Below are 24,668 nucleotides of genomic sequence, written 5' to 3'. Positions count from 1 at the left end.
GTGGACCTGGTGTTGCTGGGCGATACCCACCGATGCCCAAGCGACCCGCAAGAGGCCGATGATGTGCTCCTTGCAATCGGCGATTACATCAACGACGCCGCCCCCCAGTTCGCCGTGCATCTCGGCGACCTGGGCGATTTTCGCACCCTGAACGGATACAAGGGTGGTGCCATCATGGGTGGCGACGGCAGCGATGAAGGGCACGATCTCCTGGGTGATGTCGCCGTGTGGGAGACCGGCCTACGCCTTCTCCAAAGCCGATGGAAACAAGAGGCCCGGCGCCACCAGCGCGCCCGGCACAATGAACGCACCCCCGACATCCAATGGTTCTTCTGCGAAGGAAATCACGAGGAAATGCTCAGGCGGTTTGCGCTGCGCTATCCGGGGCTGCGCTCCCTCATCCGCCTTGACCGCCTGGACTTGGCCGGTATCGCCGAGCGCGAGGGCTGGGAGTGGATGCCGTTCCTGTCCCCGTTGTCGATAAACGGACTGACCCTGCAGCACTACTTCCAGGGGCTCAATCCGAAACAGGCCCTGGCTATCCAGACTGTCCAGAGCCGCAACGGCGCGTCCAGCGCCTTTGGCCACACCCACTCCCTCGATGTCCGGCACTGGAAAGATGCCCATGGACGCCGGCGCACCGTTATCAATACTGGTTGCACCAAACACCCCAGCCGCCTGCGTCGCTACGAAGACAGCGGCATTCTGCACATCAAGGGGCTGCACAACGGCGAATTCACATACGAGTGGCTTCCGACAGATCAACTGATCCGCCGCTATCGCGCCAAGACACGGGGGTGCCGGCGATGACCTACCACCCCTCCAAAGATGAAATGTCCAAACTGCTGCGGATGGTCGAGACCCAAGCCGCGGATATCCAGAGTGTCGCTCGAGATGTGCGTCGCGCTGACCTCGTCGCAGAGGGACAATATGCACTGACGATGGCTCTGAAACGCTACAACCCAGAAAACGGCGCCACCGCTTGGACCTACACCAGGAAGCGGGTGCGAGGGGCGATGAAGGATCTGGTGCGAAAGCAACGGCGCCCCGGGATGGGGAAGAAAAACCAGAACGACGCCTATGTTTTCAATGAACTGTCAGACGATTTGCCCGCCGAAAAAGCCGCAGATCCTGGCGTTACACATGACGCCGCCAAAGCGCTGCAGGCTTTGCTCAACCCCGTTCAAGAGGTCGTAATTCGTGAGCGAATGCAGGACTGCAGCTTTGCCGAAATCGGCGAGAAGTTGGGCATCACGCGCGACAAAGCGATTCGGATATATGAGGAATCCTTGGCGCTGATGCGCACAAAACTGGGCGTCCGGACCGATATCTAACACGGAACAAAACGTGAACGGATATCCTGAAAATGACGCTCAAGCGCATCATCATGCACTGGTCCGCTGGTGCCCATTCAGTGTCTGCGCTTGACCGCCAGCACTATCATTACATCGTGTCTGGGACGGGCGAAGCTATCGCCGGGATCCACAGGCCCGAGTCCAACATCTTCCCGAAAAAGGGTGCCTATGCGGCCCATATACTGTCGCTGAACACTGGCAGCATCGGCGTAGCACTGGCCGCGATGGCTGGCGCTGTGGAGCGCCCGTTCAACGCCGGCAAGGCGCCCATTACGCCGGTCCAGTTGGACAAGTTCATCCACTTGGTTGCGGCCCTGTCCTGCAAATACGGCATTCCCGTCACCCGCGAAACTGTCCTTTCCCATGCGGAGGTGCAGCCCACGCTCAAGGTCAAGCAGCGCGGCAAATGGGACATCTGCTGGATCCCCGGCATGTTTGCGCCTGGCGATCCTGTAGCGGTCGGCGACGAACTGCGCCGGCGTATCACCGCGGCAAAGGCGGTGTGAGATGAAAGATACTCTTGTTCAAAACGCAGAAGCGCTGGCCCGCGATTGGCTTTCGCTTCTGCTCATCGGGCTGGGCATCACGTTCTCGCCCGGCAGCTACATCGGGGGCATGTTTCTAGCGCTCGCAGGTGCCAGCCTTGCCACAACCCTGGACAGCGAGTCCCGCCGTTTAGGTATCTTTGGCACCCTGATCGCGGCATTCTTCATCAGCCATGTCGCCGTCATCGTAACCATCCATTTCTTCCATACCTGGTCCCCGCAGCTAGTTATGGCCACTTCGGGATTTGCCTCCCGATACATCGCGCGCTTTTTCCTGCGACTTTTGCAGCGCATCGAGACCCGCAGCGACGAACTCTCCGACCGGGTGATCGACCGGTTCGCGCCTGGTGCGCGGCCGCCTGCTATCCCCCCTGCTGCGCCCACCATTCCACCTGCTGAGGAAGAAGCACCATGACGTTCCTCCGTCTCATCCCGCTGCGCGCCTGGTTCATCGTTGCCGCTGTGGCTGCCGCAGCGGCGCTCACCTGGTGGGGCGTTGGTGTGTATGAAGCCGGCAAGGCGGCCATGGCCCAGGTCGTTGTGCTGCAAAGGGACTTGGCTGCTGCCAACCTGGCGCTCGAGCTAGAACGGGCGCGCGCTGCCCTCGACGCCTCTGCTGTTGCCGATGAAGCCGACGCCCAGCTCGCCCGACAGGACGCCCTGGACACGCTCCTGGAAGACATCGACCGCGCGCCCTCCTCTGCTGATGCCCCTGTAGCCCCTGTGCTGCGCGATGCCTTGAGGAGCCTCAAATGATCCGTGCCCTGTTTCTTGCCCCTGCCCTAGCACTGGCTGCCTGTGCCGCGCCCGAGCCACAGCGTGTTGAGGTCTTTCGTGCGCCCCCTGCCGCCCTCCTCACTTGCCAGAACAGCCCCACTGTCCCAGATGCAGAGACGCAGGCGGAGGTCGCACGGTATGTCGTGCGACTGCACGCCGCCGGCCAGGATTGCCGGGCAAAATTGGGCGCAGTGAAAAAATGGTCGGAAAGTCAAGAAAAAATTCGCGGGACTCCTTGACCCAGTCCGGAAATCGGACAGATGAAGCACAACCAACAAGGATTTTCGATCTTGCCGCCCGCAGAAAATCGATCAATACCAATCGCATACAGCCCAGCGCAAGTCGCCGAGTTGCTGTGCGTGCCGTATTCGACCATCTGCGCGGAGATCCGTGAAGGGCGGCTGCGTGCACGCCGGATTGGGAAGACATACCGCGTGCATCACGAATCACTTGATGAGTATCTCAAATGGCCCGACCCAAAAAGCCAGCCCGCCTCTACCAGCGCCCAGACACGGGTGAATGGATCATCCGGGACGCCGGCAAAGACAGCCGCACTGGACACCGCGGCGACGGCGGCCGAAGCGCTGCTGAGGAAGCTTTCGGCAAATACCTCGCGCAAAAACTGAGCAAAGCCGCCCTTCCGACAGAGCCCCAGGCGCTGGCCGATGTGTCGGTTTCCTTGGTGCTGACACACTACCTGGAAACACTCCGGGAGGAGATGGCGGCGCCGGAGCGCCAAGCCTATGCTGTGAAAGCCATGGCTGCTTTCTGGATGAACAAGACGGTTGCCCAGGTCGATGAAAAGACCTGCCGCGAATATGTCAAAACACGCCGGTCTGCATCGACGGCGCGTCGCGAGCTGGGAGTTCTGCGCGCCGCCCTTGGAGCGGCGCACCGTGCCCGGATCCTGGCCGCCTGCCCCGCCGTCTGGCTCCCTTCCAAGGGGAAGGCCAAGCCTGACTGGCTACAGCGCGATGAGTTCGCCAAACTGCTCTGGGAGTTGTGGAAGCACAAGCGCAGCCGCCACGCGGCACGTTTAGCCCTATGCCAGTTCTACACCGGAAGCCGCCCCCGCACCGTGGCTCGAACGACTTGGGCGCGACGCGACGACGGCCCTTGGCTGGATTTAGACCGCGGGATCTGGTGGCGGTCCGGAGCAGATGAGCATGAGACGGTGAAGGCCCGCCGCCCGCACGGCATCCCACCCCGCCTGGCGGCTCATCTGCGGCGCTGGAAGAGGGTGCATGGTGGCACCTACATCGCCGAACATCCACGCCACGCAGGGCAGCCGGTTATGGACATCGGAGTTGCCTTGGCCGCGGCCGCCAAGCGTGCCGGCGTAAAGCGCATTACGCCGCACACCTTGAAGCATACTGCCATCACCCTGTTCATCCAAAGCGGTGGCAGCGCGGAAGACGCTTCGGACTATTTCTCCACCTCGATTGAGACGATCCAGAGCAACTACTGGCACCACTCCCCAACGCACCAGGCACGTGCAGTGGCACATATGGTCAATCTTGGAAGGAAAAATGGAGGAGAGAAAAGACCCTTGTGAGGGTCTCTGTTTAATCGTCGAGAGGTAGCTGCATCTGCTCGAACAATTCCTCCGGGTCGACCTTTCCGGAGAGAACTTTATAGAACGCAGCCTCACCAGAACTGCCTGGTTTGAAGGTCTTCGTCGTGAGGTCGGAGTCCTCGAGCTTCACATCTGCCAACGCTTTTAGGTAGCCTTTCGGGGAGACGACCCGTTCGCTCTCGAGCTGGGACAAGGAGGGATAGATGTCCCTCAGCCGCCGCATGAACGCACGGAACGCATTTGTCTTTGGCAAAATGCTGCTCTTCTTTCTCGTCTCCTCCCAGGCCTTGGGCCATTTCATCCGAACGGCCTCAAAGAAGTTATTCACGTTGTCCGCAATGTCAAAGTCATCCCCGTCGATGAACATGTTCCGGAACGGTGTGCGACCTTCCTCCCTGCCGGTAGCGCGTTCCAGCTTCTTGCCGTCGAGAAGAGCATTCCTATCAGCAAATGGATCGCGCGAAATAAGATCTGTGAGCGCCTCGACGAAGGCCGCTTGCGTAATCGTCTCATTGGAACGACCCGGAGTAACAACACCTAGACGCTTTATACGCTGATAAAGCGGACCCTCTGGTAAACTGTCGAGAGCGACGGCAATGTTATGGGCAGTCTTGAACGGGCTCCGAACCTCCGAGAGGTCTTCCAGTTCATAAACCAGGCTCTTGCTAACTTTGGTTTGAGCAAGGTTCACGGTTGCAAAAATCTGAGCTTGCACCGAGATGTCAGCTCCGACGAAGATGGAAACGTTGATGTCGAACGGCTTTCCGTCGATGTCATAAACGTCGTTTTCATCCAGAAAGCCTGCTAGCCGGTGCTGGCCGTCCAAAACCTTAGCGATACGGTGGAAGGGAAAACTAACGTCGCCCTCATCTTCAGGCACATAAGGTTTTAGAGTCATAAGCCGCAGGTCGGGGTCGTAGTCTACGCAGCGTTCATCGACTGCAACGATCACAGCCGTAGGAAACGTCGGATCTGGAGAAAGTATATATTTGCGAATTTCCTTGACCCGTTGCTTATTTAGGGGGCGTTGGACTCCAAGGTAGCGTTCAACGTCGCGCTCGTCCCGGACAAGACGCCGAACGTCGCTGAAAGTAACGGCAACTAAATCCTCGGCGGGGATAGATGCGCAAAAGAAAGAACCGCCCTTCTGCGACACTTCGAGAACCGGGAAGGGGCCAACCGATTTATTGCTCACTGCTTTTGGCCTTTCCTCTTGGCATACTCGTCAGCGAAGGTATTCGCCTGCTTCTTCTCCTTTCGCTCAAACGAGAAATCTGGATCTTGCTCCCACAAAATGACGCAATACCAGATTAGGAGCGAGACAACATAGACCAGCCAGCCTCGGTTGGTCAGTAGTTGCGCCATCAAAGTTTCAGGAAACCCCTCTGGATCCGACTTTGCGCTTCCGTAGGCCAACAGAGTCATACCGAGCAGGATTAGCGATGAAAGGATGATCCACGGCATTCCGCGCATGTTGTGAAGCAGCTGCTGCAGGTCACGAATCGACTTCATTTCCGTAAGGCGCTTAAGAAAATCGAACAGTAGGTAGAGCACGGGAGAGGCGAAAGATGCGGTATAGACAAACACCTCGGTGAAGGAAACGCTGGAAAGAACCCCAGTCTGGACATGCTCGGCGACGTCGGCATTTACCCCCGGCTTGCTCATGATAACTGCAGCAAATACTGGCGTAGTCGCGAAAAACCATAGGAAGAACGCTTTCGTCGCGGCGCTCCTCTGAACATCCCGCGGAAATCTCTTGATGAAGAAAATGGCGGGGATTGCTAGGAGGCCACAAAGGGCAAATCCGAAAACAGTAATAATCGTCATCTGCCCCCAACCGTAAAGCACTCGCACCTTGCGTTTTTGTATGAGCAAAATCAAGGCCAACGAAGCGAAGCCAACAAAGCCGCCTCTTCGAACGACTGTCGAGCCTTGACGCATCAAAACGCCCAGAAACCACCGCCCCCCGCCCACAATGACCAGCACGACCGGAGATTTTTTTCTGTAGTTTCAAGGTGCTTAGCATTGCCCCCCTGCCCTCCGAAGGCAGAGGCCAGGGGTTCGAATCCCTTCGGGTGCGCCATTTTCCATGACCCTCTGGACGTTGCGCGTTGTGTCAGGTCTTCTGACGCAAACGAGAGGGAACACGGCATGGACGATCTGGAACGGCGCATTGCGCAGGCGCGGGGGGATGAGCCCGCGGATCTGGTGCTGCGGGGCGGACAGGTCTTCGACCTGATCACCGGCACGATGATCACGGGCGATGTCGCCATCTGCGGCGACCGCATTATCGGCGTGGGAGAGGATTACGAGGGGTCGCGCGTGATCGACGTGACCGGACTGACGCTGGTGCCGGGCTTCATAGACACGCACCTGCATGTCGAAAGCAGCCTTGTCACGCCCTTCGAATTCGACCGCTGCGTGACGCCGCGCGGCATCACCACCGCCATCTGCGACCCGCACGAAATCGCCAATGTGATCGGCCTGGACGGCATCCGCTGGTTCCAGCAGGCTAGTGAGCGCACGGTGATGGACCTGCGGGTGCAACTGTCGTCCTGCGTGCCCGCTACCGACATGGAAACCTCGGGCGCCCGGATCGAGGCCGAGGATCTGCGCGCCGTGATGGGCCATCCGTCGAATATCGGCCTGGCCGAGTTCATGAACTATCCCGGCGTGATCCACCGCGACCCCGCTGCCATGGCCAAGCTGCGGCTGTTCCAAGGCGGCCATATCGACGGCCATTGCCCGCAACTGTCGGGGCGCGACCTCTCGGCCTATGTCGCGGCGGGCATCCGCACGGAGCACGAGGCGACCACGGCGGAGGAAGCCCTGGAAAAGCTGCGCAAGGGGATGCGCGTGCTGATCCGCGAAGGTTCGGTCAGCAAGGATCTGGTCGCCCTGCAGCCGGTGCTGACCGACGTGACGGCGCCCTATATGTGCTTGTGCACGGACGACCGGAACCCGCTGGACATCGCCGAACACGGGCACCTCGACCACATGATCCGCGAGTTGATCCGGCGCGGCAGCCCGGTCCTAGCGGTCTATCGCGCCGCATCCCTGTCAGCGGCCGAGGCTTTCGGGCTGAAGGACCGGGGCCTGATCGCACCGGGCCTGCGCGCCGATATCGTGGCCCTGGACAGTCTGGAAAGCTGCCGGGCGCAGATGGTGCTGTGCGGCGGGCGCGTGGTCGATGACGCGGGTTTTGCCGCGCGGGGCGATCTGGCCCCTATCAGCCGCCATTCGGTGAAGGCTCCCGCGATTGCGGCGCAGGATTTCCGCTGTCCGGGCAATCGTCGTGAAACCCCGGTGATCGGCATTGTCGAAGGCAAGATCATCACCGCCCACCTGACCCATGACATTGCGCCCGAGGACGGCGATAAGCGGCCCGATCCGGCCCGCGACCTTGCCCGCATCGCGGTGATCGAGCGGCATGGCAGGAACGGCAACATCGCCACGGGCTTCGTGCAGGGCTTCGGGATGCGTCGCGGCGCCATCGCCTCGACCCTGTGCCACGACCACCACAATATCGCCGTGGTCGGGACCGACTACGCCGACATGGCCTTGGCCGCGAACCGCCTGTCCCAGATCGAGGGCGGCTTTGTCGTGGCCGATTCCGGGCAGGTTCTGGCCGAACTGCCTCTGCCCGTCGCGGGCCTGATGAGCCTTGAGCCCTTCGAGTCCGTGCGCGACCGCCTGGTCCTGCTGCGCGACGCCGCCAGATCGCTTGGCGTCACGCTGGAAGAGCCGTTCCTGCAACTGGCCTTCCTGGCCCTGCCGGTCATCCCCGCCCTGAAGATCACCGACCGCGGCATGGTGGATGTCACCCGCTTCGAGATCATCGCGGGATGAAAGCTAAGTCCGAACAGTGGTTTGGAAGATTTTGGCTGGGGCGGTAGGATTCGAACCTACGGTACACGGTACCAAAAACCGATGCCTTACCACTTGGCCACGCCCCAACTGTGGGAGGGTGAATAGCCAAGGCCGCGCGGGGGTGCAAGCCGAAAATTCACAAAACTTGTCTGTTCCTTGGCGGCGCATTATGCGGCCCCGATGGAACAGGTCGATCTTCTGATATTGGGCGCCGGAGCGGCGGGATTGTTCTGCGCGGGCTCGTCCCTGCGGCAGGGACGGCGCGTTCTGGCGCTGGATCATGCCGGCGATCCGGGCGAGAAGATTCGCATCTCGGGCGGGGGACGGTGCAATTTCACCAATCTTGCGACGGCGCCGGATCGGTTCCTGTCGCAGAACCCGCGATTCGCGGCCAGCGCCTTGTCGCGCTATAGTCCCGGCGACTTCGTGCGGCTGGTGGATCGGGCGGGGATCGCCTGGCACGAAAAGACGCAAGGGCAGCTTTTCTGCGATGGCAAGGCGACGCAGATTACCCGGATGCTGCTGGACCGGATGGGGGACGCGGAACTGCGGATGCAGACGGCGATCCAGCAGGTTCGGCATGATGGGACCGGCTTCATCATTGAAGCCTCGGGCGGAACGATCCGGGCTGCGCAGCTTGTGGTGGCGACGGGCGGCAAGTCGATCCCGAAGATCGGCGCCACCGGCCTTGCCTATGAGATCGCGGCGCAATTCGGCCTGCGGCTGGTTCCCACGCGCGCGGGCCTTGTTCCCCTGACCTTCGCGGAACAGGAGCTTGCCCTGTGCCGCCCGCTGGCCGGTGTCTCGACCGAGGCCGAGATTCGCCATAATGGCGGATGTTTCTGCGATGCGCTGCTGTTCACGCATCGCGGCCTCAGCGGGCCGGTGATCCTGCAGATCTCCAGCTTCTGGCGAGAAGGGGAGGATCTGCGGATCGACCTTGCCCCCGGCCGGGACATCGCGGCAGAGCTGAAGACCGCGCGCGGGCAGGCAGGCCGGGTCAATGTCACCTCGGCCCTGGGGCGCATCCTGCCTGCCCGTCTGGCGACAGCGATTTGCGACGAGATGGGCTTGGCGCAGGCGCGGCTGGCCGATCAGCCGAATGCGCGGCTGGACGCCCTGGGCGCGCGGGTCAACCGCTGGCAGGTCCGGCCCGTGGGCACCGAAGGCTATCGCACGGCGGAAGTGACCCTTGGCGGCATCGACACGCGCGACCTGGACGCGCGGACCATGCAGGCCCGCAAGGTGCCGGGGCTGTTCTTCATCGGCGAGTGCGTCGATGTGACGGGTTGGCTGGGCGGATACAATTTCCAATGGGCCTGGGCATCGGCGGACGCCGCAGGCCGCGCGGCCTAGCCCATCACTGGGTCGGCCTTGGCCAGCCGGTCGAAGGCCATCAGCGATTTGACCAGCGCGGACATCCGGTCCAGCGGGATCATGTTCGGCCCGTCCGAGGGGGCGCAATCGGGATCCTCATGCGTCTCGATGAAGACCCCCGCCACGCCAAGCGCCACCGCAGCCCGCGCCATCACCGGCGCGAATTCGCGCTGCCCGCCTGACGATCCGCCCTGCCCGCCCGGCTGCTGCACCGAATGGGTTGCATCCATGATGACCGGATAGCCCGTGCGCGCCATGATCGGCAGCGACCGCATGTCGGCCACCAGTGTGTTGTAGCCAAAGCTGGCGCCGCGTTCGGTCAGAAGGATCCTGTCATTGCCGGTCGAGGCCACCTTGTCGGCCACGTTCGGCATGTCCCAAGGCGCCAGGAACTGGCCTTTCTTGATATTGACCACCGCGCCCGTCCGGCCCGCCGCCAGCAGCAGATCGGTCTGGCGCGACAGGAAGGCGGGGATCTGGATCACGTCCACGGACTGCGCTGCCAGGACCGCCTGTTCGGCATCGTGGACATCGGTCAGCACCGGGCAGCCAAGTCGTTCCCGGACGGTGGCCAGCATCTGCAAGCCCTCCTCGATCCCCACCCCCCGACGGCCCTTCAGCGAGGTCCGGTTGGCCTTGTCATAGCTGGCCTTGAAGACATAGCCCGCGCCTGCCTTCGCGCAGGCCTCCGCCATCCGTTCCCCGATCATCATGGCGTGGTCCAGCGTTTCAAGCTGGCAGGGACCGGCAATCACCACCAGGGGCAGATCGTTGCCGCAGGAAAGGTCGCGGATGCGGATGTGCTTGGCTTGGGTCACGTGGATACCTGTTCGCGGAGGATGGAGGCTGTCAGCGATAGCATCAGATAGATACCCGAAAAGATCAGGAAGGCCACCAGCGTATTCTGGAACGCCTTGGGGTAGGTCGCCTCGTCCGGCGGGACGGGGGCGACGGACAGGGACAGATAGCGGACCTGCTTGTTGGCCTCGATCCGCGCGGCCTCCATCTGGGCGGCCGCCGTTGCCAGCAGTTCCTGCCGGGTCAGCAGGTCGCTTTCCGCAATCCGCAGCTCGCCCGAGATCAGGGCCAGCGAATTGCGGCCATCGTTGTTCTCGGTCAGTTGCGTCCGCGTCTGGGCGATCATCTCCTCCAGCCGGGTGATGTCGCCGCGCAGGGCGGTCACGCGGCTTTGCAGCGGCTGGGGGTTCGACAGCAACTGCCCTAGTTCCAGCCGCTTCGTCGCAAGCTGCGTTTCAAGGGCCGAGATCTGGTTCATCACCACCGTACCTTCGGCCACGGGATCCAGCACGCCCAGGGTCTGCTGCAATTCCTGCACGCGGCGCTGCGCGGCAAGAACCTTGGCCTCGGCGTCCTGATAAATGGCGACGGCGCCCTTCATCTGGTCGTCGCGCAGGCGCGAGGTCATCCGGTCCACCTGCTCCTCGGCATAGGCGATCAGGGCCAGCGAGAAGTCGTGGCTTTGCTGCGGATCGGGGGCGATCACCTCCATGTCGATCATCCCCTCGGTCGGGTCATAGCCGATCTTGACCGAGTTCTTGTAAAGCTCGAACGTTTCCTCGTTCGTCGCGTCAGGCGGCAGGCGCTTGACCGGATCGATGACGGGATCCTGGTAGGCGGCGCGGAAGCCCTTGTCCGCGTCCAGCCGCAGCATGGCGTCGCGCGATGTCAGATAGCTTTGCACGGCAACCGAATCGGTGTTCGTCGCAAGCTGCGATCCCGACAGCAGACCGCCCAGGCCACCCGCGCCCGACCCTCCCTGGCCTTCCGCCGACTGGATGCGGAACTGCGACACGGTCGCATAAAGCGGCGTGGCGACGCGGAAGTAATACCAGCCCGCCAGCGCCGTCGGCAGCAGCACGAAGGCCAGCAGACGCAGACCCAGCAGGACCATCCGCCGCCGCCTGCGCCGCGCGATGTCGCGCTGGATGCGGAAGATCTCGGCGGCGCGCTTCTCCTCGGTCAGCACCTCTCGCGACGGCAGTTCGGGCTTGGTCGGACCCACCTCGGTGCCGGGCTTCGGCGCGGGCACGGCGCTCTGCTTGCGCGGCATCACCGCAGGCGTGTTCGCCGCAGGCCTGGCCTGCGCACGGCTGCCTTCGCTGGACAGGATCTGCCCCAGCGCGGCGCGGTGCGAGGGGTCGATGCCGCGCTGGCGCAGGCGCAGCACCGCTTCCTCGTCCGAGGCGGCCTCGATCTGGTGCAGGTCCGCGATCCGCCGGGCGATCCGCAACTGGCGTTCGGACAGGTTTTCCTTTCGGATCAGGTCAAGCTGCGCGTCCAGATCCCCCTCATCCTGCGGCGCGGGCGCATTGGTGGGCGGAACATGCGACAGCCCGTCATCGACGGGATCGGTGCGCATGAAGCGCGCACGCTCATCCTCGGGGGCCGCATTCGCCGTCTCGGGCTTCTTGCGGACCGAAATGCGGATGCTCGAATCCGAAAAGGGTTGCGCGGTTTCCGGCGCAGCATGTCCCCCGATCTCGGGGCGCACGGATTCGGCCACCGAGGCGTGATAGCGGCGGACCTTAGGCGGTGTAGTCATAATACTGTTTCGCCTCGGCAAGGGATTCGAAGGAATACAGCCGCCCGTCGCGCAGGATGGCGGCGGAACGGCAGAACTTTTCGATCGTGGCTGGCTGGTGGGACACGATCACCACGGTTGCGGTCTTCAGCCGGTCATACAGCACCGCGCCCGCCTTGCGGTTGAACTCCACATCCGTCGTCTGCGGCATGCCTTCGTCGATCAGGTAGATGTCGAACTCCAGCGCCAGCAGCAGCGAAAACGTAAAGCGCTGCCTCATGCCCGCCGAATAGGTGCCGACAGGCATGTCGAAATATTCGTCGATATCGGTCAGCCAGCGCGTGAAGGCCGAAACATAATCCGGGTCCAGCCCATAGATGCGGGCGATGTATCGCGCGTTTTCGTTCGCGGAATGCTTTGTGACCACGCCGCCCATGAAGCCCAGCGGAAAGGAAATGCGGCAGGTGCGGCGGATCGTGCCCTCATCGGGTTTTTCCAGCCCGCACATCATGTTGATCAGCGTCGTCTTGCCGGTGCCGTTCGGCGCTAGGATCCCCAGAGAATTGCCAAGCTCGACCCGGAAGGAGGCCCGGTCAAGAATCACCTTGCGCCGTGTGCCCGTCCAGAAGGACTTCGAGACATTGTCGAATTCCAGCATCAATCATCCCTGCCGCCGCGCGGCCCTTGGCCCGGATCGCCCGGCTGGCGACACTATTGTCAGGCGAACGCAGTGTCCAGTTTTCCCCTTCCGTGATGCCTGCCCGAAGCGCGTTTGTCACCCTTCAAACACGCAACATTTTCACTATCTGTTCCTCATGTCCCTGCTTGAACAGTCCATCCGTGCCTGCCGCCTTTGTGCCCCGCGCTTTGCCGCCACGGCCACGGCCCATGATCCCCGCCCCGTCGTCTGGTTCCGCCCCGGCGCGCGCATCCTTGTGGTGGGCCAGGCGCCCGGAATGCGCGTGCATCAAAGCGGGCGACCCTTTACCGACCGCTCGGGCGACCGGCTGCGCGACTGGATGGGGGTGGACCAGTCCATCTTCTATGACCAGGACCGCATCGCCATCGTGCCCATGGCCTTCTGCTTTCCCGGCTATGACGCGCGCGGATCGGACCTGCCGCCGCCGCCGCTTTGCGCGAAAACCTGGCGGGGTCAGGTCATGGCGCAGTTGCAGCCCCGGCTGACGCTGCTGGTCGGCGGCCATGCGATCCGCTGGCATCTTGGGCTGCGCGACGTGACCGGGGCCGTGGCGTCCTGGCGGGATCATGCGCCAGGGGTCTTTCCCCTGCCCCATCCATCCTGGCGCAACACCGGCTGGCTGCGGCGAAATCCGTGGTTCGAAACGGACCTGCTGCCCGACCTTCGTGCAGCCGTCCGAACGGAATTGACGCGCAACGACTGACCTTTTGGTCCGGCTTGCGCGTGCCCCATGTTGACAGGGCGGTGTGCGCTGCGCCATGCGCTGTCGGCATGACCACCGACATCCAGATCGCCCGCGCTGCCCGCAAGCTGCCCATCGCCGACATCGCCGCCCGGCTGGGCCTGGGCGACGACGACATCCTCCGATACGGCCCCGACAAGGCCAAGATCGCGCATCACGCGCTGGCAGGACTGGCCGACCGACCGCGCGGCCATCTGGTGCTGGTCACGGCCATCAACCCGACCCCTGCGGGCGAGGGCAAGACGACCACCACCGTGGGCCTTGGCGATGCGCTGAACCGCATCGGCAAGCGCGCCACCGTCTGCATCCGCGAGGCGAGCCTGGGCCCGAACTTCGGCATGAAGGGCGGCGCGGCAGGCGGCGGGCACGCCCAGATCGTGCCGATGGAGGAGATGAACCTCCATTTCACCGGCGATTTCCATGCGATCACCGCAGCGCACAACCTGCTCGCCGCAATGATCGACAACCACATCTACTGGGGCAACGACCTGGACATCGACACGCGCCGCATCACCTGGCGGCGCGTGATGGACATGAACGACCGCGCCCTCCGCGACATCGTGGTGGGGCTTGGCGGCGCCGCTAACGGGTTTTCACGCCAGACCGGCTTTGACATCACCGTCGCGTCCGAGGTCATGGCGATCCTGTGCCTTGCCCGCGACCTGGACGACCTGCACGCCCGCCTTGGCCGGATCGTCGTGGGCTATACCCGCGACCGCCGCCCCGTCACAGCCCGCGACCTCAAGGCCGACGGCGCCATGACCGTGCTACTGCGCGATGCCTTGCAGCCGAACCTGGTCCAGACCCTGGAGAACAACCCTGCCCTGGTCCATGGCGGCCCCTTCGCCAATATCGCCCATGGCTGCAACAGCGTGATCGCCACCGACACCGCGCTGCGCCTGTCCGACTATGTCGTGACCGAGGCAGGCTTCGGCGCCGACCTGGGGGCCGAGAAGTTCCTGGACATCAAGTGCCGCCTGGCAGGCCTGTCGCCTGCCGCCGCCGTGCTGGTGGCCACCATCCGCGCGCTGAAGATGAACGGCGGTGTTGCCAAGGAAAACCTGGGGACCGAGGACGTGGCCGCCGTGACGCGCGGCTGCGCGAACCTTGGCCGCCATATCGAGAACCTGCGCGGCTTCGGCCTGCCGTTGGTTGTCGCCATCAACCACTTCGCGGGCGACAGCCCTGCGGAAATCCGGGCTGTGCAGGACTATTGCGCCCGCCATGGGACCGAGGCGATCCCCTGCCATCATTGGGCCAGGGGCGGCGCGGGCGCGGAAGACCTGGCCCGTCGTGTCGTCAGCCTTGTGGAAAGCGGCAAGGCCGATTTCCGCACCCTTTATCCCGACTCGATGTCGCTGTGGCAGAAGATCGAGACGATCTGCACCCGCATCCACCGCGCCGCCCATGTCGAGGCCTTGGCCGGCGTCCGTGCCCAACTGGACCTGTGGGAGGAAGAAGGCCACGGCCACCTGCCCGTCTGCATCGCGAAGACGCAATATTCCTTTTCGACCGATCCCGACCTGCGCGGTGCCCCCGAAGGCCATGTCATCCCCGTGCGTGAGGTCCGGTTGAACGCGGGCGCGGGTTTCGTGGTGGCGATCTGCGGCCAGATCATGACCATGCCCGGCCTGCCCCGCCATCCGGCAGCCGAAACCATCGGCCTGAACGGCCTGGGCCAGATCGAAGGCCTGTTCTAGGCCGCCAATGGCACGCTTGGCGGAAGCCCGTGCCAGCGCCCATGGGTCGCGATCTGCAATGCCGCCAGCGCCGCCAGCGTCGGCTGCAAGGCCGCCCCATCCTGATCGGCCGTCCCGAATCCCAGCCGAGTGGGAAAGGAGCCGTCGGGCCGCTGGCTGGAGATGACATCCGCAAGCATGGGGGCGATGTCATGGTCGGGGTCGATCAGGCACAGGCAAAAGCCCATCTGCGCCAGCGGCACCAGATGCCCCTTCCGCTGCGCCCAATCGGCAAACCGCAGGCAGTTCGCATAGGCATCGCCGTAGGTGCGGACATCATCAAAGCGCGGCCGTTCCTCGCCAAAGCGATAGCATAGTCCCAGCACGCGGGCATAGGTGTCGATGGTATCGTCCGTCAGGCATTCCTCGGGCACGGGGCGGCGCAGGAATGCCGCGGCTTCGGCAAGAAGGTTGCGGCACGACAGGTCGGACAAGGCAAGGCGTTCAGGCAAGGGGCGGGCGCCGGGGAGGATCTGGATCAGATCCTGGGACGGCAGAAAGCGAAGCAGGGCGGAGCCGGGATAAATGCTGCTTGCGGGACTGCATTGAAAATCAAGAATGAACGTTTCGATAAACGAGGATGTAAAGCGGCTTCGGAGAAACGTTTGCAGCGGAGCCTCCGAGCCGCGAAAGCCACTGCAGATATTTGCAACAACTGCAATATTGGCCAGGTCAGTAATAGCCGGGCTTCCTGGAAGCGGCGCCATTGGCATCTGCTCTATCCGACCACGCAACCACTGCAAGCTTCGTGCAGTGATCAAGGTCAGAAGCTGCTTATAAGCCGGGTTTTGAGGCATGGCCGAGATCCTCCCTGAACCGATTACAGATTAGAAACCTCGATTAAGGATTTGGCAATATTTTCGACAGACAATTGGGAAAGGAAATCCTGTAAATTAAATGAAACTTTTTCACATATTGCATTCTGGCCGGCTCCTCGCAGCCAAAGGGTCTTTGAGCCGACGCTCTGTCGGGCCACTTGCCTGACTCACCCAACGGAAGGGACCATTTACGCATACCACCTGCACAATGATGGTATTGGGGCTTCGCGGCCGTGGCAACGCCAAGGTTGGGCGCGAGCATCACAAGATAAGGATGACAGGGATCGGATTTCAACTCTCACCTCCTTGCCTCCGCTGGCCAGGAGAAACACCGAACAGGACGATGATGTTGACGATGATGCCGGCCCCGAACATTGCGCCCAAAGGAGAGCCCACGCTTTCGGTCGTGGCCACCCTGCCTATGACCGATGCCGCGATCGGCGCGAGGATCCAGGCTTGACCGATGGACGGCTGCGCGTTCCCTGACGCGCCACCCTCAGCAGTCCGGCCAGTACAGAAAGCTGCCCCCAAAAGTTGAAGGTCACATGCGGTCCACCCGCGTCGCGCCCGATGCTGATCGTGCGCGGCTGGCATGATCCGTGCGGGTCAGGACTTGACCAGCGTCGATTTGCCTGCGCCGTTTTTGCCCGCCAGGGTATGGGTCCGGCCCAGTCAGATCGACAGATCGACGCCGTCCAGCGCGGTCACACCGGGAAAGTCGCCAGGCCGCGCGCTTCCAGATAGCCCATGGAGCCTCCGAAAACAGGCAAACGGCCCAAGGGGCCGATTGCCGTCTGTATCAGCCGTCCACGTTTTCTTTCGTCAGGAAGGCGTTGCCGGTATCCAGGTATCCGGCACCGGCACGCCGTCACCTGCGCCCAAAGCAGCATCTACCACGCGATGGTGACAGCCGGGTTCAGCGGCTCCTTGGGTGCCCTCAATCCTGTTGCCATGGGAGAGGCGAGTGCCGGGCGCAAGCGATAGCCATCAACTCCGCCCAAGGCACAGGACAATCGCGCCCTTGCCAGGGTGGATTGCGGGAACCCGGAGGTCCGGGTTCCCCAGGGGCTGCAAGCCTTACTGCTGCCAGCTTTTCACCAACTCGTCATAGCTGATGGTTTCCGGCTGCGGATCCTCGTTTTCCAGCTTCAGTTGCGGCGCGATGGTGCCATGTTCCTTGGCATAGTTGTTCCACCATTCAAGGTCATGCTCCTCGGCCATCTTCGGGCCGATGTCGCCCTGCACACCCGCGCGCTCCAGCCGCTCCATGACCTTTTCCTGCTCGGCACAAAGGCTGTCCATCGCTTCCTGTGCGGTCTTGGCGCCGGAGGCCGCGTCGCCGATGGCCTGCCACCACAGTTGCGCCAGCTTGGGGTAATCTGGCACGTTGGTCCCCGTGGGCGACCACTGCAGGCGGGCGGGGCTGCGATAGAACTCGATCAGCCCGCCCAGTTTCGGCGCGCGGTCGGTGAAGGACTGGTGGTCCAGCGTGGACTGGCGGATGAAGGTCAGGCCCACATGGCTTTTCTTCACGTCCACGGTCTTGGATGTGACGAACTGCGCGTAAAGCCAGGCGGCCTTGGCACGGTCGTCGGGCGTGGACTTCATCAGCGTCCAGGATCCCGCGTCCTGGTAGCCCAGCTTCATGCCGTCCTGCCAATAGGCGCCGTGGGGCGACGGCGCAAAGCGCCATTTGGGCGTGCCGTCCTCGTTCACGACCGGCAGGCCTTCCTTGACGAAGTCGGCGGTGAAGGCGGTATAGGTGAACATCTGCTGCGCGACCTCGCCCTGGCTGGGGACCGGGCCGCTTTCGCTGAAGGTCATGCCCTGGGCGGCGGGGGGCGCGTATTTGCTCATCCAGTCCAGGTATTTCTGGATCGCATAGACCGAGGCCGGGCCGTTGGTGTCGCCGCCGCGCGCCACGCAGCTTCCGACCGGGCGGCTGTTCTCATCGACGCGGATGCCCCATTCATCCACCGGCAACCCGTTCGGGATGCCCTTGTCGCCGTTCCCCGCCATCGACAGCCAGGCGTCGGTGAAGCGCCAGCCCAAGGACGGGTCTTTCTTGCCGTAGTCCATGTGGCCGAAGACCTTCTTGCCGTCGATCTCTCGCCCCGTGAAGAACTCGGCGATGTCCTCATAGGCCGACCAGGTGACCGGCACGCCCAGGTCATAGCCGTATTTCTCCTTGAACTCGGCCTTGTTCGTCTCGTCGTCGAACCAGTCCTTGCGGAACCAGTAGAGGTTCGCGAACTGCTGGTCGGGCAGTTGATACAGGTTCCCGTCCGGCGCGGTGGTGAAGGACTTGCCGATGAAGTCGTCGATGTCGAGGTTCGGGTTGGTCACGTCCTTCCCGGCATTCGCCATCCAGTCGGTCAGGTTCCGCGCCTGCTGATAGCGCCAGTGGGTGCCGATCAGGTCGCTGTCGTTGACATAGGCGTCATAGATGTTCTCTCCCGACTGCATCTGCGTCTGCAGCTTTTCGACGACATCGCCCTCGCCGATCAGGTCGTGGGTCAGTTTGATGCCGGTGATCGCCGTGAAGGCGGGGGCAAGCACCTTGGATTCGTATTCGTGGGTGGTGATGGTTTCCGACACCACCTTGATTTCCATCCCCGCGAAGGGCTGGGCAGCGTCGATGAACCACTGCATCTCGGCCTCTTGCGCGGCGCGGTCCAGGCTGGACATGTCGCCGATCTCGGCGTCCAGGAAGGCCTTGGCCTCCTCCATCCCGGCCTGCGCGCCGGTGACCATCAGCGCAAGCGCCATGGCCGTCGTCAGTTGGAACTTCATGTCTTCTCCTCCCCAGGATGGGCCTTTTACGGCCCGGTTTTCACACCCAGCGGAACACCGCCGCGGCGTAGATCAGTGACAGGATCAACCCTCCCCAAGCGGGCGTTCCTACAAAGCCCAGCCAGGCAAGGTTGATGAAGGCCGCGCCGAGCAGGCTGATGAACAGCCGGTCGCCCCGCGTGGTCCAGATCCCCAGAAGGCCCCTGCGCGGCGTCTCGGGCGACCGGATGGCGGCCCAGGTGAAGACCAGCAGCAGCGCCGCGATCACCCAGAAGAACAGCGCGGTCGGAAAGGTCCAGGCCATCCAGCCACCGGGGTTGAGGCTGCCGGTCCATTCGCGGACGCCATCCTCGGTCGGGACCAGGGCAATCAGCCAGGCGAGTACCCCCAGCATCAGCAGGGCGGCGGCGGCGAAGCCCATGGACAGGGAACGGCTGCGCATCACACCCTCCCCAAGGCAAAGCCCTTGGCGATGTAGTTCCGCACGAACCAGATCACCAAGGCGCCCGGCAGGATCGTCAGCACCCCCGCCGCCGCCAGCACGCCCCAATCAAGGCCCGAGGCGCTGACCGTGCGGGTCATCGTCGCGGCGATGGGCTTGGCATTGACGCTGGTCAGCGTGCGGGACAGCAGCAGTTCGACCCAGGAAAACATGAAGCAGAAGAAGGCGGCGACGCCGATGCCGCTGGCGATCAGGGGCATGAAGATCCGCGTGAAGAAGCGCGGGAAGGAGTAGCCGTCGATATAGGCGGTCTCGTCAATCTCGCGCGGGACGCCGGACATGAAGCCTTCCAGAATCCAGACCGCCAGCGGCACGTTGAAGAGGCAATGCGCCAAGGCCACGGCGATGTGGGTGTCGAACAGGCCCACGGCGGAATAAAGCTGGAAGAAGGGCAGCGCGAAGACGGCGGGCGGGGCCATGCGGTTCGTCAGCAGCCAGAAGAACAGGTGCTTGTCGCCAAGGAAGCGGTAGCGGCTGAAGGCGTAAGCCGCCGGCAGCGCCACGGCCAGCGACAGCGCCGTGTTCATGACGACATAGATCAGGCTGTTGACATAGCCCATGTACCAGCTCGGGTCCGTCAGGATCACGCGATAGTTGGCCAGCGTCGGGTTCAGGGGCCAGAGGCTGAAGGTGCCGGTGATCTCGGCATTGGTCTTCAGGCTCATGTTCACCAGCCAGTAGATCGGCACCAGCAGGAACAGCAGATAAAAGGTCATCACGACGGCCGACCCGAGGGATGCGCGCCGGGCCGTCATGGCGTGTCCCTCTGCGCGGTCATGACGGTGTAGAACACCCATGAGATCAGCAGGATCACGAGGAAGTAGATCAGGCTGAAGGCCGCCGCCGGGCCGAGGTCGAACTGCCCGATCGCCATCTTCACCAAGTCGATGGACAGGAAGGTCGTGGCGTTGCCGGGACCGCCGCCGGTGACGACAAAGGGTTCCGTATAGATCATGAAGCTGTCCATGAAGCGCAGCAGCACCGCGATGAGCAGGACGCCCGACATCTTGGGCAGTTCGATGAAACGGAAGACGCCCCAGCGGCTGGCCTGGTCGATGCGGGCAGCCTGGTAATAGGCGTCTGGGATGGACTGCAGGCCGGCATAGCAGAGCAGCGCGACAAGGCTGGTCCAGTGCCAGACGTCCATGACGATAATCGTGGCCCAGGCGTCGATGGGATCGTTGACATAGTTGTAGTCGATGCCCAGCGCCGCCAGCGTATGCCCCAGCAACCCGATGTCCACGCGGCCGAAGACCTGCCAGATGGTGCCCACCACGTTCCACGGGATCAGCAGGGGCAGCGCCATCAGCACCAGGACAAGGCTGGCCCAGAAGCCGCGCTTGGGCATGTTCAGCGCGATGAAGATGCCCAAGGGGATCTCGATCGCCAGGATGATGGCCGAGAACAGAAGCTGCCGGCCGAGCGCTGCATGGATGCGGTCCGACTCCAGCACCTCCTGGAACCAGCCGAGGCCGTTCCAGAAGAACTGGTTGTTGCCGAATGTGTCCTGCACCGAGTAGTTGACCACCGTCATCAGCGGGATCACGGCGGAAAAGGCCACCAGCACCAGCACCGGCAGGACCAGGAACCAGGCGCGGTTGTTGACGGGCTTGTCCATCACGCGGCCCTTTCCAGTGGCTCGATGCGCCAGTCATCGACGAAGACGCCGATGCGGGCGGGGTCCAGCGCCACGCGGTCGAATGTGGCGGGGATCGGCTGATCCTCGGGGACAACCATGTTGAAGGGCGCGCCCCCGACCTCGCCGCGCAGGATGCGGTGGTGGCCCACGTCCTCGGCGCGGATCAGGCGGAAGGGCAGGCCCTCGGTCGAGGGACGCGCGGCGTCGGGGCGGATGCCGATCTGCACGCGGCCTTGCGGCACCGGATAGGCGGCGCCAAGGGGAATGGTGGTCCCGGCAATGCGGGCGGTGGTGCCCTGCACCTCGGCGTCCAGCAGGTTCATGCCGGGCGAGCCGATGAAATAGCCGACGAAGGTATGGGCGGGCGCGTCGAAGAGCGATTGCGGGGTGCCCGCCTGCACGACGCGGCCCTCGGACATGACGACGACCTCGTCGGCGAAGGTCAGAGCCTCGGTCTGGTCGTGGGTGACATAGATCATCGTGTGGCCGAACTCGCGGTGCAGAGCCTTGAGCTGGGTGCGCAGCTCCCACTTCATCTGCGGGTCGATCACGGTCAGCGGCTCGTCGAAGAGGATCGCGTTCACGTCCTGCCGCACCATCCCGCGTCCAAGGCTGATCTTCTGCTTGGCATCGGCCGTCAGGCCGCGGGCGCGACGATCCAGCGTCTCCTCCATCCCGATCATGCGGGCCACGGCCTCCACCCGCGCGGCGATCTGCGCCACTGGCAAACCCCGGTTCTTCAGCGGGAAGGCGAGGTTCTGGCGGACGGTCATGGTGTCGTAGACGACCGGGAACTGGAACACCTGCGCGATGTTGCGCCCCGCCGTGGGCAGGTCCGTCACGTCGCGGTCGCCGAACAGCACCCGCCCGCGCGAGGGCCGCAGCAGCCCCGAGATAATGTTCAGCAGCGTAGTCTTGCCACAGCCGGACGACCCCAGCAGCGCATAGGCCCCGCCGTCGCGCCAGGTCAGCGACATCGGCTTCAGCGCCCAGTCGGCATTCGCCTTGGGCGCGGGGCTGTAGCTGTGGGCGAGGTTGTCCAGCGTGATCCGCGCCATTCACGCCGCCCGCGCATAGGGGGCGGCGCGGGCGAGCCGTCCGCCTTCGTCGAACAGATAGACATGCGCCGGATCCAGCCACAGCGTCAGCGGTCCCTGCGGCAGCCTGCGGATACCGGGGACCAGTCCGACCCAGCGGTCCTCGCCATGCAGCAGGTGCAGATAGGTCTCGGCCCCCGTGATCTCGGTCGCGTCTAGACGCGCCGACAAGGGCACAGCGCGGGGGAACTGTTCCAGCGTCAGATGCGGCGCACGGAAACCTGCGGTGTAGAAGCCGTCGGGCACATCCACGGGCCAGCGGGCAGTGTCCAGCAGGGCCTCGCCGTCCCGCACGGCGATGCGCTTGAAGTTCATGGGCGGGTCGCTGAACACGCGCGCGGTCACGGCGTCCTGCGGGGCGCGGTAGACCTGCGGCGTCGGGCCGAACTGCGTCACCCTGCCCTCCCACAGCGTCGCGGTGTTGCCGCCCAGAAGCAGCGCCTCCTCGGGCTCGGTCGTGGCATAGACGAAGATCGCGCCGGATGCCTCGAAGATGCGGGGGATTTCGGCCCGCAACTCCTCGCGCAGCTTGTAGTCGAGGTTGGCCAGCGGCTCGTCCAGCAGCACCAGCCCCGCGCCCTTGACCAGCGCGCGGGCCAGCGCCGTGCGCTGCTGCTGGCCGCCCGACAGTTCCAGCGGTCGGCGCTCCAGCATCGGCGTCAGGCGCATCATCTCGGCCGTCTGGCGCACGCGGGCGTCGATCTCGGCCCGCGCCACCCGCTGCAGGCGCAGGGGCGAGGCGATATTGTCGTAAACGGTCATCGAGGGGTAGTTGATGAACTGCTGATAGACCATCGCCACGCCGCGCTTCTGCACCGGCTGGCCAGTCACGTCCTGACCCTGCCAGAAGATCCGCCCGGCGCTGGGCTGGTCCAGTCCCGCCATCAGCCGCATCAAGGTCGTCTTGCCCGACAGCGTCGGCCCCAGCAGCACGTTCATGCTGCCCGCCGCCAGCGTCAGATCGGTGGGATGGATCCAGACCTGCCCGCCGACCTCCTTGGAGACGCCCCGAAGCTCCAGCGTCATGCCGCGACCCTTTCGCTTGCGATGTAATCCTCGACCGCCGCGACCTGCTCGGGCGTCAAGCGAAGGCCCAGCTTGGACCGGCGCCACAGCACAGCCTGCGCATCACGCGCCCATTCGCGCCCAATCATCCAGCGAACTTCGGATTCGGTCAATGTCGCGCCTAAGTCGCGCCCCAGGTCGGCAGCCGTCTTCGCGCCGCCCAGTACCTGCGCGGCCTCGGTCCCATAGGCGCGAACCAGCCGGTTCGCCCAGCCCGGCGTCAGGAAGGGATGGTCGCGCCGCAGGGCGTTCGCCAGCGCCCCTGCCCCGTCCACCGGAAAGTCGCCGCCGGGAAGATGCGCGCCTGCGGTCCAAGGCCCGCCCGCGCCGGGCAGATGCGGGGACAGCTTCGCCAGCGCGGCCTCGGCCAGACGGCGATAGGTGGTGATCTTGCCGCCGAAGACATGCAGGCAGGGCGCGCCCCTGTCGTCCAGCGACAGCACATAATCGCGCGTCGCCGCCGTGGCCGAGGACGAGCCGTCATCGTAAAGCGGCCTGACCCCCGAATAGGTCCAGACCACGTCGGCGGGCGTCACGGGGCGCCGGAAATAGTCTGAGACAAAGCGGCAGAGGTAATCGACCTCCTCGGGTGTGCAGGTGGCCTCGCCGGGCGGGCCCTTGTGGTCCATGTCGGTCGTGCCGATCAGGGTGAAGTCGTTCTGGTAAGGAATGGCAAAGACGATCCGCCCGTCCTGCCCTTGCAGGAAATAGGCCTTGGCATGATCGAACAGCCGTCGCGTCACGATATGGCTGCCGCGCACCAGCCGCACCCCTTCGGTCGAGGGCAGATGCGCAACGTCGCGGATCACCTGCCCCACCCACGGCCCCGCCGCGTTCACCAGCACGCGCGCGGGGAAGCTGCGGCCGTCGGCCAGCCGGACGGTCCAGCCGTCGCCCTCGCGCCGCGCCTCGGTCACCTTGGCGCCGACCATGATGTCGGCCCCGCGCGCTGCGGCGTCGCGGGCATTCAGGACCACCAGCCGGGCATCGTCCACCCAGGCGTCGGAATATTCATAGGCCCGCACCAGCCGGTCCTGCAGCGGCGCGCCTTCGGGCGCGTTCCGCAGGTCCAGCGAACTGGTGCCCGGCAGGATTTCCCGCGCACCGAGGTTGTCATACAGAAACAGCCCCCCGCGGATCACAAGGTTGGGGCGATGCCCGCGCGCCCAGGGCATCAGCACCGACAGGATCCGCGACACCGGCGTCTTCCCGGCAAAGCGCATCTGCGGGTCCAGCGGCAGAACGAAGCGCATGGGCCAGGCGATATGCGGCATCGCGCGCAACAGCACCTCGCGTTCGCGCAGCGATTCGCGCACCAGCCGCAGTTCGAGGAACTCCAGATAGCGCAGCCCGCCGTGGAACAGCTTGGTCGAGGCGCTGCTGGTGGCCCCGGCCAGGTCGCCCTGTTCCGCCAGCCGGACGGAAAGGCCCCGCCCGGCGGCATCGCGGGCAATCCCCGTGCCGTTGATCCCCCCACCGATGACGAACAGATCCGTCGCAGCCGGCATGTTGCTCCTCTCCCCGCAGGGCA

23 protein-coding genes and 1 tRNA gene are annotated in these 24,668 nt (G+C 63.9%); 10 read left to right on the top strand and 14 right to left on the bottom strand.

The window, feature by feature from the left end; translation table 11 throughout:
• The 6 genes from AAIL68_RS11875 to AAIL68_RS11850 form a co-directional block, all read left to right on the top strand.
• On the top strand, positions 1–810 hold an 810-nt coding region (locus tag AAIL68_RS11875; protein WP_347139988.1), incomplete at its 5' end, for a metallophosphoesterase.
• Positions 807–1,334, top strand: a complete 528-nt coding sequence (locus AAIL68_RS11870; protein WP_347139987.1) for a sigma-70 family RNA polymerase sigma factor — start codon at positions 807–809, stop codon at positions 1,332–1,334. The genes AAIL68_RS11875 and AAIL68_RS11870, both read left to right, overlap by 4 nt.
• A 32-nt stretch (positions 1,335–1,366) precedes the next feature.
• A complete protein-coding gene (locus AAIL68_RS11865; protein WP_347139986.1) occupies positions 1,367–1,861 on the top strand; it encodes an N-acetylmuramoyl-L-alanine amidase in 495 nt (164 codons plus the stop codon).
• 1 nt (position 1,862) lies between these two features.
• The gene (locus AAIL68_RS11860) at positions 1,863–2,315 is read left to right on the top strand and encodes a hypothetical protein (RefSeq protein WP_347139985.1); all 453 of its coding nucleotides are present in this window, start codon (positions 1,863–1,865) and stop codon (positions 2,313–2,315) included.
• Entirely contained in the window at positions 2,312–2,656 is a 345-nt protein-coding gene (locus AAIL68_RS11855) for a hypothetical protein (RefSeq protein ID WP_347139984.1), read from the top strand. Before AAIL68_RS11860 ends, AAIL68_RS11855 begins: the two co-directional genes overlap by 4 nt.
• 487 nt (positions 2,657–3,143) lie before the next feature.
• The gene (locus AAIL68_RS11850) at positions 3,144–4,232 is read left to right on the top strand and encodes a hypothetical protein (protein WP_347139983.1); all 1,089 of its coding nucleotides are present in this window, start codon (positions 3,144–3,146) and stop codon (positions 4,230–4,232) included.
• 10 nt (positions 4,233–4,242) lie between these two features.
• Here AAIL68_RS11850 and AAIL68_RS11845 read toward each other — a convergent pair whose 3' ends face one another.
• Both AAIL68_RS11845 and AAIL68_RS11840 read right to left on the bottom strand, forming a co-directional pair.
• A complete protein-coding gene (locus tag AAIL68_RS11845; RefSeq protein ID WP_347139982.1) occupies positions 4,243–5,448 on the bottom strand; it encodes a DGQHR domain-containing protein in 1,206 nt (401 codons plus the stop codon).
• Positions 5,445–6,239 (bottom strand): hypothetical protein, encoded by a 795-nt coding sequence (locus AAIL68_RS11840; protein WP_347139981.1) that lies wholly within the window; start codon positions 6,237–6,239, stop codon positions 5,445–5,447. The genes AAIL68_RS11845 and AAIL68_RS11840 overlap by 4 nt, the downstream gene beginning before the upstream one ends.
• Positions 6,240–6,404: 165 nt before the next feature.
• Between AAIL68_RS11840 and ade the strand changes: the two genes are divergently transcribed.
• The gene (gene ade / locus AAIL68_RS11835; RefSeq protein WP_347139980.1) at positions 6,405–8,102 is read left to right on the top strand and encodes an adenine deaminase; all 1,698 of its coding nucleotides are present in this window, start codon (positions 6,405–6,407) and stop codon (positions 8,100–8,102) included.
• A 32-nt stretch (positions 8,103–8,134) separates the two neighbouring features.
• On the opposite strand, the gene AAIL68_RS11830 is transcribed toward ade, so the two are convergent.
• Positions 8,135–8,209, bottom strand: a tRNA-Gln gene (locus AAIL68_RS11830).
• A 94-nt stretch (positions 8,210–8,303) separates the two neighbouring features.
• On the opposite strand from AAIL68_RS11830, the gene AAIL68_RS11825 reads away from it, so the two are divergent.
• Positions 8,304–9,479 (top strand): NAD(P)/FAD-dependent oxidoreductase, encoded by a 1,176-nt coding sequence (locus AAIL68_RS11825; protein WP_347139979.1) that lies wholly within the window; start codon positions 8,304–8,306, stop codon positions 9,477–9,479.
• Here AAIL68_RS11825 and kdsA read toward each other — a convergent pair.
• From kdsA to AAIL68_RS11810, 3 genes are read right to left on the bottom strand one after another with little or no spacing between them, the layout of a single operon-like run.
• Positions 9,476–10,318 carry a 3-deoxy-8-phosphooctulonate synthase gene (kdsA, locus tag AAIL68_RS11820; protein WP_347139978.1) on the bottom strand — a complete coding sequence of 281 codons (843 nt, stop codon included), beginning with the start codon at positions 10,316–10,318 and terminating at the stop codon, positions 9,476–9,478. The two genes, AAIL68_RS11825 and kdsA, sit on opposite strands and share 4 nt — an antisense overlap.
• Positions 10,315–12,063 carry a capsule biosynthesis protein gene (locus AAIL68_RS11815; RefSeq protein WP_347139977.1) on the bottom strand — a complete coding sequence of 583 codons (1,749 nt, stop codon included), beginning with the start codon at positions 12,061–12,063 and terminating at the stop codon, positions 10,315–10,317. The genes kdsA and AAIL68_RS11815 overlap by 4 nt, the downstream gene beginning before the upstream one ends.
• Positions 12,047–12,700 carry an ATP-binding cassette domain-containing protein gene (locus tag AAIL68_RS11810; RefSeq protein WP_347139976.1) on the bottom strand — a complete coding sequence of 218 codons (654 nt, stop codon included), beginning with the start codon at positions 12,698–12,700 and terminating at the stop codon, positions 12,047–12,049. Before AAIL68_RS11810 ends, AAIL68_RS11815 begins: the two co-directional genes overlap by 17 nt.
• 157 nt (positions 12,701–12,857) lie before the next feature.
• On the opposite strand from AAIL68_RS11810, the gene AAIL68_RS11805 reads away from it, so the two are divergent.
• Entirely contained in the window at positions 12,858–13,445 is a 588-nt protein-coding gene (locus tag AAIL68_RS11805; protein ID WP_347139975.1) for a uracil-DNA glycosylase family protein, read from the top strand.
• A 68-nt stretch (positions 13,446–13,513) separates the two neighbouring features.
• Entirely contained in the window at positions 13,514–15,184 is a 1,671-nt protein-coding gene (locus AAIL68_RS11800) for a formate--tetrahydrofolate ligase (RefSeq protein WP_347139974.1), read from the top strand.
• On the opposite strand, the gene AAIL68_RS11795 is transcribed toward AAIL68_RS11800, so the two are convergent.
• From AAIL68_RS11795 to glpD, 8 genes are all read right to left on the bottom strand, one after another.
• Entirely contained in the window at positions 15,181–15,930 is a 750-nt protein-coding gene (locus AAIL68_RS11795; RefSeq protein ID WP_347139973.1) for a hypothetical protein, read from the bottom strand. The two genes, AAIL68_RS11800 and AAIL68_RS11795, sit on opposite strands and share 4 nt — an antisense overlap.
• 1,188 nt (positions 15,931–17,118) lie before the next feature.
• Positions 17,119–18,834, bottom strand: coding sequence for an ABC transporter substrate-binding protein (locus AAIL68_RS11790; protein ID WP_347139972.1), 1,716 nt, complete (start codon positions 18,832–18,834; stop codon positions 17,119–17,121).
• A gap of 40 nt (positions 18,835–18,874) precedes the next feature.
• Positions 18,875–19,276: a DUF2160 domain-containing protein gene (locus AAIL68_RS11785; protein ID WP_347139971.1), complete on the bottom strand. Its 402-nt coding sequence runs from the start codon at positions 19,274–19,276 to the stop codon at positions 18,875–18,877.
• On the bottom strand, positions 19,276–20,091 hold the full coding sequence (locus tag AAIL68_RS11780; protein WP_347139970.1) for a carbohydrate ABC transporter permease: 816 nt from the start codon (positions 20,089–20,091) through the stop codon (positions 19,276–19,278). The genes AAIL68_RS11785 and AAIL68_RS11780 overlap by 1 nt, the downstream gene beginning before the upstream one ends.
• Positions 20,088–20,954: a sugar ABC transporter permease gene (locus AAIL68_RS11775; RefSeq protein WP_347139969.1), complete on the bottom strand. Its 867-nt coding sequence runs from the start codon at positions 20,952–20,954 to the stop codon at positions 20,088–20,090. Before AAIL68_RS11775 ends, AAIL68_RS11780 begins: the two co-directional genes overlap by 4 nt.
• Positions 20,954–22,033, bottom strand: a complete 1,080-nt coding sequence (locus tag AAIL68_RS11770) for an ABC transporter ATP-binding protein (protein WP_347139968.1) — start codon at positions 22,031–22,033, stop codon at positions 20,954–20,956. The genes AAIL68_RS11775 and AAIL68_RS11770 overlap by 1 nt, the downstream gene beginning before the upstream one ends.
• Entirely contained in the window at positions 22,034–23,098 is a 1,065-nt protein-coding gene (locus AAIL68_RS11765; RefSeq protein ID WP_347139967.1) for an ABC transporter ATP-binding protein, read from the bottom strand.
• Positions 23,095–24,645: a glycerol-3-phosphate dehydrogenase gene (glpD, locus tag AAIL68_RS11760; protein ID WP_347139966.1), complete on the bottom strand. Its 1,551-nt coding sequence runs from the start codon at positions 24,643–24,645 to the stop codon at positions 23,095–23,097. Before glpD ends, AAIL68_RS11765 begins: the two co-directional genes overlap by 4 nt.
• Positions 24,646–24,668: the final 23 nt, after the last annotated feature.

This window comes from Paracoccus sp. SSK6 (assembly GCF_039770665.1).
Lineage (GTDB): Bacteria > Pseudomonadota > Alphaproteobacteria > Rhodobacterales > Rhodobacteraceae > Paracoccus.
Note: the sequence above shows the minus strand (reverse complement) of the source record. Positions and strands in the feature narration are given on the sequence as shown.